The 13,649-nt window shown below is 63.0% G+C and carries 9 protein-coding genes and 1 pseudogene; 5 read left to right on the top strand and 5 right to left on the bottom strand.

The features are described from left to right. The first annotated feature begins 136 nt into the window (after positions 1-136). The 5 genes from VGC56_RS07300 (at position 137) to VGC56_RS07280 (ending at position 7,358) form a co-directional block, all read left to right on the top strand. Positions 137-2,461 carry a DNA cytosine methyltransferase gene (locus tag VGC56_RS07300; RefSeq protein ID WP_464124223.1) on the top strand — a complete coding sequence of 775 codons (2,325 nt, stop codon included), beginning with the start codon at positions 137-139 and terminating at the stop codon, positions 2,459-2,461. A 123-nt stretch (positions 2,462-2,584) separates the two neighbouring features. After that, positions 2,585-4,738 (top strand): ATP-binding protein, encoded by a 2,154-nt coding sequence (locus VGC56_RS07295; protein ID WP_464124222.1) that lies wholly within the window; start codon positions 2,585-2,587, stop codon positions 4,736-4,738. Then, entirely contained in the window at positions 4,738-6,030 is a 1,293-nt protein-coding gene (locus VGC56_RS07290) for a hypothetical protein (protein ID WP_464124221.1), read from the top strand. Before VGC56_RS07295 ends, VGC56_RS07290 begins: the two co-directional genes overlap by 1 nt. 2 nt (positions 6,031-6,032) lie before the next feature. Further along, positions 6,033-6,521, top strand: coding sequence for a very short patch repair endonuclease (locus tag VGC56_RS07285; protein ID WP_464124374.1), 489 nt, complete (start codon positions 6,033-6,035; stop codon positions 6,519-6,521). Between the two features lie 153 nt (positions 6,522-6,674). Continuing rightward, a complete protein-coding gene (locus tag VGC56_RS07280; RefSeq protein WP_464124220.1) occupies positions 6,675-7,358 on the top strand; it encodes a hypothetical protein in 684 nt (227 codons plus the stop codon). A 70-nt stretch (positions 7,359-7,428) separates the two neighbouring features. Here the strand turns inward: VGC56_RS07280 and VGC56_RS07275 are convergent, their stop codons facing one another. From VGC56_RS07275 to drmB, 5 genes and pseudogenes are all read right to left on the bottom strand, one after another. Further along, complete coding sequence (locus VGC56_RS07275) at positions 7,429-9,147, bottom strand: peroxidase family protein (protein ID WP_464124219.1); 1,719 nt, start codon at positions 9,145-9,147, stop codon at positions 7,429-7,431. Between the two features lie 192 nt (positions 9,148-9,339). Next, positions 9,340-10,734 (bottom strand): AIPR family protein, encoded by a 1,395-nt coding sequence (locus VGC56_RS07270; RefSeq protein ID WP_464124373.1) that lies wholly within the window; start codon positions 10,732-10,734, stop codon positions 9,340-9,342. A 132-nt stretch (positions 10,735-10,866) separates the two neighbouring features. Continuing rightward, a pseudogene (locus tag VGC56_RS07265) lies at positions 10,867-11,391 on the bottom strand (hypothetical protein); the annotation flags it as partial. Between the two features lie 10 nt (positions 11,392-11,401). Then, a complete protein-coding gene (locus VGC56_RS07260; protein WP_464124218.1) occupies positions 11,402-11,896 on the bottom strand; it encodes a phospholipase D-like domain-containing protein in 495 nt (164 codons plus the stop codon). Beyond that, positions 11,893-13,644 carry a DrmB family protein gene (gene drmB / locus VGC56_RS07255; protein ID WP_464124217.1) on the bottom strand — a complete coding sequence of 584 codons (1,752 nt, stop codon included), beginning with the start codon at positions 13,642-13,644 and terminating at the stop codon, positions 11,893-11,895. Before drmB ends, VGC56_RS07260 begins: the two co-directional genes overlap by 4 nt. Positions 13,645-13,649 lie beyond the last annotated feature (5 nt).

The raw sequence follows: 13,649 nt of genomic DNA, 5'->3' as shown, positions 1-13,649 counted from the left end.
AGGTCCATCCGCTATGACTCGAGACGAAGGGGAGGAAACTCATGGCGGTCTCGCGCACCGGTCTCTGGTCGAGCAACTGATGGCTAAGGCCACAGCCGCCGAGCAGAACGAGCTCATGGCGCGAGTCCGGGAGCGAATGGCGACCCTCGGCCTGTCCGCCAAGGCGGCAGCAACGCTCATTGGGATCGGAGCCGCCACGCTTCAGGACCACCTGAAAGGTGAACACGTCCGCAGCGATTCCGCACGCAAGTACGTGGACTGGCTTGCCGGACGAACCTACTCCTCCAACGTGTTTGCCTTGCCGACCGCGGAGCGGCAGACCGCGGTCGACGTTGATGAGGAAGCGCTTCCCCCTCCTCCGGCCATGCCTCGCCTCGTCGTCGATATTTTCTCCGGATGCGGCGGCCTGAGCTTGGGGTTTGACCTCTTGGACAACGGGCGGCAGTTTCGCACCATCCTCGCGTTGGACAACCAGCCGGCGCCGATCGCCACCCTCAATCGGAACGCCGCGCTGCTCCGGCACGGAGATGGGCGTGTGGGGCGCGTCACCGATCTGACCGAGTTTCTGAACGGACCAGAGTTCCTCGCCTTTTACCTTCAGCACGTTGCCGACACGATGGACAATCGTAAGCTTCGTAAGGAGCTGCACGGGTTGCGGGGAGGCAGGTTCCCGCTGTTTCTCGATGCGGTCCAGGCGATCGACCGACAGTTCTTGGATCAGTTGAACCGAATCCGGTCTCAACCCGAGTGGACCGGGGCAGTGGAACGCCTGGACCGGCGCGCGATGAACCAGACGTCAGTGCTCGCCTTTCACGACAGGCTGCGACTGCCGCGCCCATCTTCTACCCTGGCATCGCTGTTGCGCGTAATATGGAGTGAGCCGGCGGCGGAGCGCGCGGCAACACCAAGACAGAAGACTTCGGAACCATCCGAGTGGACTGCACTCGCCGCAGCGGAGTGGGACGCGCAGGCCGAGGCAATACTGGGCCGCGAGCATGTCCCTGCCCGGGGCCAACTCTCGTCCTCGTCTCGTCGGCTGGCTTCATTCGCAGCGTTTCTTGAACTCCCGGTTATGGGTGACGTGCGAGAGGCGTGGATCTGCTGGAGAGCTCATCGCCTGGAAGCGAGGACGGAGTTGTTCGGCGACGAGCGGTTCGCGGAGGATCTTAACTGCCTCTACGCCGGCTCAGCACCTGTCTCTGTTCTGGTCGGCGGCCCCCCGTGCCAGGGCTTCAGCCGCATCGGCCGCGGCAAAATTCGGAGCCTTCGCGATGCCCGCGTCCATGCTCATTCCGACGACGCCGCTGGCGACGCGCGTAATAGGTTGTTCGAACAGTACGTGATGGTGCTCGGCGCGCTTCACCCGGAGGTGTTCCTGTTTGAGAACGTCGCCCACTTCAAGTCTGTAGTAAAAGTGGGCGACGAAGCTTTCCTTGCGACTGATCTCTTGGTCGACGCCATCAGCGGCATCTCAAACGGCGCAGTGAGCTATGACGTGTCCACGAAGGTGATCGACGCATCACGGCACGGGGTCCCCCAAAACCGGCAACGCTATTTCATGGCCGGTGTCCGACGGCGCGACGGCGGCGATTCTTTACAAGGGGACGCTGCCACATGTCTGCAGCTACCGCGGGCGCTGGAAGCGCCGCTGTCGTTGGCACTAGCCGCATTACCCTCCCCTTCTGTGGTGGGCGGCGAGTTGAACGCCAAGACGGCGATGAGCTCGCCCCACGTTCTTGAAGCGGATGTTGAGGCAAGACATCCTTACGTCGCCTGGATCAGGCAGATCCAGCCGGGAAGCACGCATCCACCCACTACCGTCGACGGTCACGCGTGCAGGGTGCCGCGGCGCGACGATGCCGCCTTGTTCGCGCTGATGGGCCCAGGACGGCGCTGGATGGACTATCGGGCCGACGAGTCTGACACACTGGGCGCGCTCCGCGGCACGCTGGAGGCCCTGCTGGAAATTCCGGATGAGCTACTCGAACGCATTCGGGCCGATGGAGCTGATCTGCCCGCCCGGCGCGACCTCCTTATGCTGTACGCGCGGCTCGATGGCGCGCTTCCACTCAGGCTCCTGCTCGAGCAAATTGGTACGCGGCTCGGTGCCCCTCACCATCTCCTTGGCCCGAACTATCTCGCAAAACGCGACGGGAACCATGGGGATTGGGTCGCCAGGATGGATCCCACTCGTCCGGCAAAAACGATGGTCAGCCATATGGGCAAGGACACCTACGCCTACGTGCACCCCTGGGCTGCCCGCACGATCTCCGTTCGCGAGGCGGCACGCATTCAGGCGTTCCCGGACTGGTTCGCGTTCGGAGACGCGGCACTCACCGAAGCATACAAAATGATCGGCAACGCGGTGCCGCCCATGCTCAGTCGGCTGATTGCGAGCCGAGTTGCACATACGCTGCGCAGACGCGAGGCAAGCGCAACCGTTCGACCGATACGGGCGTGAGACCGCGTTCACGGCGGTCCGTGCGCAGGCATTCGCCGGCAAAGACATTGCGCGCCCCTTGCACCCGACCCTCGCGACCGCGAAATAGGAACTGCGCGATCGCGGCGCGCTAGGGGTATGGATTTGTCGGATCAAGAACCACGGTCGGCGACGGAAGCGTTCCGACCGCGCGCGCGCCTGCTTCAGATCCTCGGCGACCAACTCATCGGCTCACCGCGCCTCGCCGTCTTCGAGCTCGTAAAGAATGCCTACGATGCGGATGCCAGCAAGGTCACTGTGCGCATCCTGGATCTGGAAGCTGGCAGCACGCGGATCGAGGTCAAAGACGACGGCTCAGGCATGTCCTTCGAGACCATTCGTGACATCTGGCTGGTACCAGCCGATGATCACAGGGAGCGGCAAAGGGCCGAGGGCCGTCGCTCCCCGAAATATCATCGGCTGCCTCTGGGCGAAAAGGGAGTCGGCCGCTTCGCGGTGCATAAACTCGGCGAATGGATCGAACTCGTCACGCGCGCCGCCGGCCAGAAGGAGTGCGTCGTCAGAATCGACTGGCGCGAACTGATGCGGAACCGACTCCTCGAAGACGCTCTGGTCACCGTAACCGAGCGCGACCCGGAAGTGTTTACGGGGGACCGGACAGGGACGCGGATCCGAATCAAGGATCTGCGGGAGCCAGAGTGGACGCGCCGGGACCTGCGAGAACTGTGGCGACAGCTTACGTCGATCACATCGCCGTTCCGGGATCGCGATGACGTCTTCGAAATCAAATTAAAGGCGCCGGACCGGCGGGACTGGCTGGAAGACCTGCCCGACGCCCGCGCTCTGATGAAGCAGGCGCCCTGGCGATTCACGTTCAGCTTCGACGGCAACAGGGTTGACTGGAACTACGAGTTCCGAGGCTTGGCGGGATCAGCGATCGAAGCGCGCACAGCCTGCGGCAACGAGCATCTTCAGGTGCTCGCGCCAGCTCAGCCCGATGACCTCGATCCAGCGGACATACGCCCCAGACGTCGGTTGACGAAGGTTGTCGCCGACCAGTCGACACTCAGCGGTATCGGCCCCGTGTCGGGCACGTTCCATATCTGGGATCGGGACAAAGCCACGATGTCGCAGTACCCGAACACGAGGCTGATCGAACGCTTTCTCGACCAGAACGGCGGAGTACGCGTCTACCGGGACGACATCCGGGTCTATAACTACGGCGAGGAGGACGACGACTGGCTCGGCCTCGACATACGACGCGTCAACGTGCCGACGCGGAACATCAGCCGTAACATCGTGGTAGGAGCCGTAGACCTGCAGCTCTCGCAGAGCACGGAGCTGCGCGAGAAGACCAACCGCGAGGGTTTCGTCCTGAACGACGCGTACCAGCGCCTCAAGCAGGTGGTGCTCGGCGCCGTCGCGATAGCGGAGACTGAGCGCCAGAAGGACAAAGTCAAAATGCGCCAACGCATCGGCGCTGCGCCGACCGGTCCTAAGGGAATCACGAAGCCGATCGAGCAGCTCCGCCGCCAGGCGCGGAAACACGGCGTTGCCGATCAGCTCGAGCCGTCCATCCGGCGCATCGAGCGCGATTACGACGAGCTTCGCGACAGCTTCTTACGCGCGGGCATGTCCAATGTCGGCCTCGCAGTAGTCTTCCACGAGGTGGAGCGAGGAGTGGCAGTGCTCCACCGCACGATCACGTCGGGCGGCTCAGTGGAGCAGGTGAGGTCCCAGTCGGGCCAGCTGCAGGCCGTCCTCGAGCAGTCCACCCGCCTGCTCCGGAAGAACGAGCGAGACGTTCACAAGCTGCGCGACCTAGTGGTCGGCGCGCGCGATCTCCTGTTGCCGCGGTTCCGCCATCACCGGATCCGGTTGGACTGCCCGGTGCTGCATGACGAGAGCAATGAGGTGAAGGGCGTCTTCGCCTTCAACCTGGCACTAGGCGCTCTCACAAACCTGATCGACAATGCCATCCACTGGCTGAAGGTCGCCCATCCGGAGGAGAGCGGCGAAGAGCGTCGATCCATTTATCTGGATGTAGTCGCCGACTGGGACGGCCAGCCGGCGATTGTAATCGCCGATAACGGCACCGGCTTTCGAGACTCTCCCGAGGAGGTCGTGCAGCCATTCTTCAGCCGCAGACCCGACGGGATGGGCCTGGGGCTATACTACGCCAACATGGTCATGCAGATAAACGACGGCCGTCTGGATCTGCTGCCCGCCAGCGAGATCGACGCTCCAGAGGGGTTCGACGGGGCGGCTGCCGCCCTGGTGTTCAAAGGCGTCGGCTGATGTTCACCTCGGGACGCTACGTCATTGTCGACGACGAACGGGACCAGCTGCGACTGCTGGTCGATTCCCTCCACGCAATCGGGGCGCCGTGCGTCGGTGTTCATTATACCGGCAAACCCCTCGACCGTGCGGCGTTCGCAGGCGTACGGGTGCTGTTCTCAGACCTCTTCCTGCTCCAGGGCGTCACGCAGCCGATGCTCCAGTATGCCGCTTTGGAGGGCATGCTGCGGGCGAATGTCGATCCGGCGACGGGAGGCCCGTACCTCCTCATCATCTGGACAACCCATGACGAGAAGGTCGAGGGGCTGCGAGATTATCTGCGTGAGAGGCTCGATCCCGCCCTCCGTCCTTTAGCGGTCCTGACCCTGGACAAGAACGACTTCCTGGATGGGCAGCCCGGCCTTGCAGCGGCGGTCCACGAACGCGTGAATTCCTCGCCCCAGGTTCGGGCGCTGGTGGCGTGGGAAGCAGATGTGCTCGCGGCCGCAGGCGCGACGCTGGCCGCCGTTACGGACCTGATCCCGGCTGAGCAGCGTGACGTGGATGGATTTTCCGCTCTGCTCGATGGCGTGCTGTCTCGTCTGGCGGTCGCGTATGCCGGCAGGCCGAACGTGGAGCCGGATCGGCGCGGCGCCATTAACGGGGCCTTGGTCCCTATTCTCGCCGATCGTATCGCGAATGCGCCGGCGAGACCCGAGTTGGCGGGAATTTGGGGCGCGGCAATAACCAAACACCAGGCCCTCCCGGCGATTGACGACGTTCAGGCCGGTCGAATGAACCGCATGCTCCACGTAGCCATTCCGCCGGCCGAACCAGTTTCCTCGACCGACTGGGGCGCGGCGCTCCTTCTGCCAGGCGACGAACGTGCAGACGGTCCGATGCTCGAGCGCTTCGGTATGAAGTACCCTGAGTTGTTGAGTCAGGTGTTCCGCGTCCAGAAGGCGGACAGGGTGCGATGCACACCCGTGCTGGTGCGTGTCGGCGCCGTCTGCGATTTCGCGCAGAGGAAGCCCGGCCCCCTCCCTTACCTCCTTGGGCTGATCGTCCCTGCAGACATCGCCCACAAGGACATCGTGCAGCTAAAGTCGGAGATCGCCTCGCCGTTGCTCCTGCTCAAGGAGGCCGATGGCCCCGTTCGACTCTTGGTCAACGCGCGGTTCCAAATCTCGCTCGTGTCGCCACCCGCCAAGTTCACGCCGCTGTTCCGCGTCCGCGAGCAGCTACTCACGACAATTATCGCGCACGCGGGCGAGTACCAGACCAGGCCGGGCGTGGTGAAGCTCCCAGAGTGAGCATGCGAAGCCTCCCTGCCCTACGCAGGGCTACCGAACCGGATCGGCTCACCCGTGAGGCGCGAAGCCGCAACATGTCCCGGATTCGCGGCCGGGACACAAAGCCAGAACTGCTGGTGCGGCGATTATTGCACCGTGCTGGATTTCGCTATCGGCTGCACCAGCGGACGCTGCCTGGCAGACCAGATCTCGTGTTGCCGCGATGGCGGGCGGTCTTGTTCGTCCATGGTTGCTTTTGGCACGCGCACGACTGTCCGAATGGAGTGCTCCCCGCCACGCGGAGGGAGTTCTGGACTCGTAAGCTCAGCGCGACTCGGTCCCGGGATCATGAGCAGGCTCGCCTCCTCCTCGATGGCGGATGGCGCGTCGGGACGGTGTGGGAATGCGCGATTGTCGGGCGTGGGCAATGGTCAGCCGCCGAACTCTTGTACGAGCTGGGGAGCTGGCTGGCGGGCGAGGAAGCACATTTGGAAGTGCGCGGCCGCTTGTGAATTCAAGGCATCCCTCGTCCGTGAATCACTCCCGGTCGGTCCGAGGCCGGCTCCCTCCGGCCGCGCCTACACGTATCGCCTTGTCCATCGTGAAAGCGGGCATGGCGGGCAACGCACTCGTGTCGCGCTTCCGACCGTGGCAATGAGAGGGAGATGCCGCAGGAAACATCTAAACTCGACAGGCTGATCAAGGACGTCGCGGCCCGCTATCCGCACACGCTCCGCATTGGAAGAGCGTTACTGCTCGTGCTGCTGATCTTAGTGTCGCCAACCTTCCTCATTGCGCACCGCGTGAAACCCATCGACAAGGAATGGCGTTCTATTATTCTAGTCGCACTGAATCTATTGTTCTTGATCATTTCATTATCCACGGTGGCTGTGCTTATTTACCTGGGGAACAGCTTGTGCGCCGTGAAAGTGCACGCTTGGAGTCCTCTTTTGCTCTGGGCATGGTACCTCTGGTCGCGGTGTGCCGAAGTGCTCATCGCCTTCTATCGAGACGCGATGGATCGACTGACCGGAAAGCCCGCGGCCAGCGATCTGACGGCCTCGTGGCGCGTGTGGTTGGCCCTGAACAGCTACTTGGAGCTGATCATCGATTACGCGCTGCTCTACGCTTTGCTTCCGGGCCACATGTGGAAGGACGCGCCTACCAAGGTCACTGAAGTGCTCTGGATCAGCGCCTCTACGATCACCACCAGCGGTAGTGGAGGCTTCACGTTGACGCACTGGCTGCCGCAGTTGCTCTCGACCTTCGAGATCATCGGCGGCGTGATCCTGCTCGTCGTCTGCTTCGCCCTTTACACGGGAGGGAGAGGAGACGCGCGTCCGTCCTGAAGGCCGTCCGAAGTTAAAGCACCAAATTTGCTACGCCGCATCCCAAAATTCGCGGCGGAGGCTGCCGTTTTCAGTCTGTGGGAAGCGGCGCACGGACATCAAAAGACGGGATCACTGTTTTGTCCGGAGCCGCAGCGCGCGCCATCAGCCCGGCAACTCCACGGGTTCCCTCCGTGAGCTTTCCGACATCTGCCGCTGCGCCTCCGAAGGCGGCATCATAGACATGCTCCGCCAGCAGGGGATTGGTGAAAATATGAGTGAACGCGTCAACGGCGACCATCGTGCGCACTAGGGGAGGAAGAACTGAATCCTCGTCGCCGCGGTCTCGCGCCTGGGCGATGAGGCCGACAGGGAGTTCGATGCGTTCGATGCTGCCATAGAGCCTTGTCAGGTCGGCGGTGGCTCGTTCATCCCCGCCGACCAACTCCGCTATGCTCTCCGGTGGCTTTCGGCTGAAATGCTCGCAGTAGGCGACAAACGGCTGCAGCTCGAAAGTCCTCGCCATATCGAGAGACGCCATCTCCGCTTTCCACAGCCACTCAGGGGTGTTGTAGAGCTGAATACGGCCAGCGTGCTGGGTAGATGCCGCGTTGATGCACCGTTCGACACCGTGGGCTTCCAGCAGCGCGTTGTTGAATCGATACTCCTCGTGTGAGTAGCTCCGCCCATCCAAGTCGAGCTTCTCGGGAACGAGGCTGTGCCACCTGTACAGCAGATTGAACTCAAGAGAGATGCGGTTGCTGCGATACCACGACTGCCGCTCCGCGAAGTGCTGATCAAGCTTGAAGTCGAAGCCTCTGGCGAGGTGATTTATGTAATCCTCGACGACAATCTGCAGGACATTTCGTATCATGACGACGCGGGCCGTCTCGAATAGCCGATCATCATCCCACTGAGGGTGCAGCCGCGCCAGTTCGCCTGCCACGCGGTTATGCTCGCGGACGCACATCGTCGACAGCGCCGTGTAAAGGATCGTGGAGTTTCCGCGTTCAAGGCCCGAGGCGTACATGAACCGCCAGCGCTCAGGCGTACCCGCCACCGGCAAGCTACCCTGCAGGGCCTGACGGAGGCGCTCCCCGCGATCTGGCCCTCCAGTCCCGCCTCCCTCATCGCGCAGATAACTAAGGTCGAGGAAGTCGCTGCGCACAACTCCATCTTCGTCCGTAAGCCGAGGAAGCATGTTCCTCTCCAGCCGCAAGCGGCCGCCTTTTCGCTTCCGGAGGGCCAAGGTCGTGCGTTCGTCCAGCCCATAGATTTGACAGTAATCGATCTCGTGGTTGGACGTAGTCCTCCGTCGGTCATTCGGATCTGTACGTAGAAAGCTGTCGGTGAACCACTGCGCAAAAAAGCAGAATAGCGCCGACGTGCTCCTGCAAGGCGTGAAAGTCCCTGGGCGCCGCAATAGGACGGTGCGCACGACCTCTTTGGCGCGCGGGAGGCTCGACACGTAGCCGGGTTGGGCAGGTGGAAGGTGCCGCCCCGTATACCGACGGTCGGCAAGGCCGGGCCAACTCACATACCCCGACGGAGCGAACGGTATTCTCGATGCGGTCCGGAGCGAGGGCGCAGCGGCCGGTGCATTGGGTCCCAAGGGCTTCGCCACTGGTGCCGTGGCACCTGGATCGGGGGGTCCCATGCCGATACCGGTGAAGAGGCTGAAAGGATGCGGCCTTCGCTCTTTCTCTGCGCTGACGGCGAAATTGACCTTTAGCCCCTCCGCCCAATGAGGCGCGATCCGCTCGATCAGCGGTAGAATGTATTTTTTCGCGAAGCTCTCCAGACCGGACATCTGGTTCCTCCTCGAGATCTGCGACGCAAGGGTATTCTACCATAAGAAAACGTTCGCGTCACATGCATGGTCATGAGACGGGAGTAGAGATTGCAGGCCTCCTGCAATCCGACTTCACTCTCTAACGTCGCCGGGTTCTTTCCGATCCGTCTTGGCCACTCTCAGTGCGGCTGCGGTTCCTCTTACTCCGGACTACGGACGACGCACCAACTCCGGCGCATGCTGCTCGACCAAGTTCAGAATACTGATGGCCGCCTCGACCTGCTTCGCGGAGGGCTCCTTGCGCCACTGCTGGGCTGCCATCCCGGAAAGCGTCGTCGCGATGCCTGACTGTCGCCAGTGCAGCAGCCCAGTGCGTGAACCCCATTCGGCGATCGACGTCCACCGGCCGGCGTCGAGAGTCTTCACACGAATCGCCCCGAGGAGATCCGCCGAAGGTGCCGCGCCGGCGGCATCCGGCATCAGGTCCACGGCTCGAGCGCCCGCACCGAACTCGGCCGGCAACGGCATGGGCATCGTCAACTCTATTCCCGACATCTCGGTCCAGCACTCCTCCCGCTTGAACCACTCCGTGGGATTTCGCTGCCGTGAGTCCGCGCCGCGGGTAAGCGCATCGCGAACCGGAACTGCCCAGCCTCTCATCATCGCCTCCAGCTCGGGCGACACAGCCTGAGCATTCCAGACCCGTTTCAGGTCCAGACGGCCCGATGATCGCGCAGACAGCAAAGAGACCAGATACGCTACGACGTTGGCGCGGAAGGCCGGAATCCCCTCCCAGCGAACCACTCTTTCCGCGGCCTGCCATAAAATGGCGACCGCGACCACGTCCTGATACCACTGCTGATCGGGCTCCCAGGCAAGGCCGTTGCGCCGCCGAAGGTCCTCCATCAGGTGAGTGAAATTTTTCTGCCCCCCAAGGCTGACATGATGGGGCCTCCTGCCCCAGGCGTTCAGGAATCTGGCCACGTCGACCTTCGAGAATCGAAGTTCCTTCGGGGTCTGCCTTTGAAACCTGGCCCGCCGGGCTGGCGTGTCGCCCTCACGATTGAGTTCGACCTCATACTGGCCTCGCGCCCGCTCGTAGAACCAGCGGCGATCACCGCCCGGGCACCAAGTAGAGCGCGACAAGCGCTCGACAGCTATGTGGAACGGCTCGTTGGCAGAGAGGTCTGCTTGCTGCATCGGGTTCTGCGTGTTTGCGAAGCGCGAGATGCGCTTGACCATCTCCTCGCGCACACCGGAGCCGACTATGACCACCTTCGCTGCCACGGCGAGGCGGGAAATATCAGCACCCAGGCGACGAGCGGCATCGTGTATCGTCGCTGTCGTTTGACCGCCGTTCACAATCTGCACGTTGACGAGCTTGGCGATTGCCTTGCCCACACCGGGCACGAACTGCTCGTAAATCGATTCCGCAGTGATCACGATCCCGTTGTTGTAGGCGAGGAAGCGATCAGGTTCGCTGAGGGCCGTTTCCCTGATGCCCTTGTTTACCTTGCCTCTGACCGACAGGAAGGAGCGCACGTTGAACTCAAGCAGCCCCGCCCCGTGCTCCTCATACAGATCCGCCAGAATTTGGCCGGGCATCATCATGAGCAGCGTGGAGTGTTCCGTACCGGCGTCGAGGCGCAGAAACGGCTGACTGCCGAATGAAGAGTTCTCGAAGTCAACGTCGATCGGCTCTCCGTGGCCTTCGACCGACAGGCTTCGGGTGAGGCGGGGCAGATCCCACACCTCAATCTCCGCGGGAAGTTCGGCGACGGTGCGTCGCGGCATCCTCCTAGCAGCAGAGACCGCATCCGTTGCGATGAAGATGCGGACCCGGCGGAGCCTGCCTCGAACTGCGTAGATCGCCGCCAGCATCGCCGCTGCTTCGCCGCTGGCATCGCCGCTGACATCTGACTTAAGAGCCAATTACGCGAACCGACCGGCCTGTCCTGCCAATCGATCGAGATCCTCTGCCCGGAGCGTGCGGAGGTCGTCGGCCGAGCCTAGCTCCGTCGCGATCAGGTCCAACGTGTCGCGCTCGCCTCCAATTCCATAGCCCGTGACCCGCCCAAGTCCACGGCCTGCTGGTCCTTCCCAGAGCGCGACCTGACCGTCGTCAATCCTGCCAATCTCGATCAGATGATCGACGACGAGACGCGTGAAACGCTCGGCCAACCGATCGCCAGTCGGCGCATCAGCGCCTTCTCCAAGCGCGTCGTGCAGCCGACGCAGATCGTCCGTCAGGTCCTCAGCCATGGAAATGAGCCTATGGCCGCCGATGTGCCCATGTCGAGCCGGTCAGCACTGTGACGAGGCGCGATGCCGCTCGCGCTGCCTCGCCCTCAACGAGAACCGCTAGCTCGTGGTTACGCAGCAGGCCATTACCCGACCAGTTTGGAGAGCCGATAAGTGCCCTTCGCTCGTCTGCCACCACCACCTTGGCGTGGAGTTCGTGCCACTCAGGGCCGTCCCAGCTCCATATCTCCAGACGGGCATCAGAGCGAGCGAGGCGCTCGATGGGGCCCGTAGCAGCGCGCGGTTGCTCGTCCCAGCGGTTTGCCACGAGGAGCACGCTGACCTCTCTTGAGAGCGCATCGGCCACCCACGCCTCCGGCAGATCGAAGGCGGCGCCTCCGAGTGCGTACGCGGAGGCCACAATGCGCCGCTCCGCGCCGGCGAACAGGTCGTGCAAACCCGTTTCGATCGAGCGAACACCGGCGCCCACCCACTCCGAACCAGAGGCGAAGAGCGCAGCCGTCATCGTGCAAGCAGCACGTTGCGGTCCAGCGACATGTTCCGGTGCTCACACGAGGTTTCGGATTGAAAAAGGCATGCGTAGCAGGCCGCGCCGTTTACCCGATCGCGCCCGAACCGCTCGCGCCCGCAGAGTGGATCGTTCGAGCAGGAGTCGAGATTGCTCAGCGCCCCTTCGAGTATCGCGCGGAAGGCAGGTACAAGCGACACCAGCCCACCGAGAGTACCGTCGCCGCCCGGCTGAACCGTGTAGAGGAGAACGCCGCCAAGAGGCCGCATTCCAGGGGCTCGTTCGAGAAATACCCGCTCGCGAAGGGCTGCGGACGAATAACCGCAACTCAGGGAAAGCGAGCCGATCAGCCGGTGCGAGAGCGTGTGCAACCACACGAACGCCGGATCGAGCTGAAGAGGATCGGCCGCCCAACCTGCGGCTGGCGCCGCGGACCAGGCGGCGGCCGCATCCCCGCTTGTCGGCACCGGCGCCGGGACGCCGGAGGCGTCGACGAGATCGATGAAAATCCCCTCACCAAAAAGTTCGGCGCCAGGATACCAGGCGTCACGATCGAACCAGGCGCGGCGATCGACCGCCGCGCCGTCGAGACGCCGATACCCCGTCTGGGCCATGACTACTCGGAGGCGGCTCACGGGCGTCACCCGGAACCGCGCTACATCTGTGATATCGAAAATCCTGACGTCGTCCCGGACCACCTCGAACTGCGCCGTCGCCGAACCTGGACGCAACGGGTAGCCCTCGGCCGCGGCATCACGAAGTCGATGATACTCGTCGAGCCGCATCTCTGCTTCTGTGCGGGCATCGTTGGGCCGCATGACTTCCTCAAGAGCGCGCATCACCTCACCCGGCGGGTGTGCAAGGATGGCGTCGACCGTATGCCGGCTGAGGTTTCCCGTTTGCGACGCCTGCTCGAGCAAATCGCGAAGCGCTTCAAAGGATGAAGGCCGCATCACCGAAAAGAGCAGCCGCAGAGGCCGCTTGTCCAGCAGGCGGTGAAGCTCCAGCGCCGCTGGCGGAATTGTAAGCGCAGTCACCGTCTCCGGGATGAAGACGTTCGAAGCCCCCCGCTGCACGATTCGCCCTCGGGATTGACAAGGTGGACGCGCCGCACCCGATTCTTCGGGAAAGTCACCGGAACAGCGCCATTCCCTGGCATAAGCCAGACCAAGATTGGCGGCCTGCCGGCAGTTCGGGCATCGGATGAGCACTGAGCCGAGTGCGCCGCCTCCGCCCTCCCATTCGAAATAATCCGGCCTGCAACTCCCATTGCACCGCCCACCCATCGACGACACCACAAAGTTCCAGTCCACATCCTGCATGTGCCCTGATGGGCAGACCTGAATGAAGCGCGTCTTCTCCGCTCCGGCCTTACGCCAGGCGTCAAATTGATTAGCGCTTGCACGGCACTGTGGGCACGTCCGAGCGTCGCCAGTGGTCTTGCGATAGAGAACAGAGTGCCGAACACACAGCGACCACTTCGGGAAAGGCGAGGTGCGGTAAACGCCGCGGCTGTCCTCCACGCCGAGTTCCGCGTTGGAGGGCACGGCCACGATCTTGGCTCCGTCCAAGAGGCCGTCTGAAAGGCGGCGCTCGACGATCTCGTGATCGTCCGGGCTTACGTCGTCGAAGATACCCGACCATTCCAGGCCGAGAATGATCCGTGGGCCCTCGACGCTCTCCAGAATCGCTCCGGGACCGTAGGTGGTGATGAATTGCGAACGTCGAATTGATTGGCCGGCCAACTCTG

Origin of the sequence: Allosphingosinicella sp., from assembly GCF_036403745.1 — a bacterium.
Taxonomy (GTDB): Bacteria; Pseudomonadota; Alphaproteobacteria; order Sphingomonadales; family Sphingomonadaceae; genus Allosphingosinicella.
Note: the sequence above shows the minus strand (reverse complement) of the source record. Positions and strands in the feature narration are given on the sequence as shown.

What these genes read in the sequence shown, in the direction of transcription:
- VGC56_RS07300 (WP_464124223.1), top strand. Translation starts at nt 137, where the DNA reads ATGGCGACCCTCGGCCTGTCCGCCAAGGCGGCAGCAACGCTCATTGGG.
- VGC56_RS07290 (WP_464124221.1), top strand. Translation starts at nt 4,738, where the DNA reads ATGTTCACCTCGGGACGCTACGTCATTGTCGACGACGAACGGGACCAG.
- VGC56_RS07285 (WP_464124374.1), top strand. Translation starts at nt 6,033, where the DNA reads ATGCGAAGCCTCCCTGCCCTACGCAGGGCTACCGAACCGGATCGGCTC.
- VGC56_RS07280 (WP_464124220.1), top strand. Translation starts at nt 6,675, where the DNA reads ATGCCGCAGGAAACATCTAAACTCGACAGGCTGATCAAGGACGTCGCG.
- VGC56_RS07275 (WP_464124219.1), bottom strand. Translation starts at nt 9,147, where the DNA reads ATGTCCGGTCTGGAGAGCTTCGCGAAAAAATACATTCTACCGCTGATC.
- VGC56_RS07270 (WP_464124373.1), bottom strand. Translation starts at nt 10,734, where the DNA reads ATGCCCGGCCAAATTCTGGCGGATCTGTATGAGGAGCACGGGGCGGGG.
- VGC56_RS07260 (WP_464124218.1), bottom strand. Translation starts at nt 11,896, where the DNA reads ATGACGGCTGCGCTCTTCGCCTCTGGTTCGGAGTGGGTGGGCGCCGGT.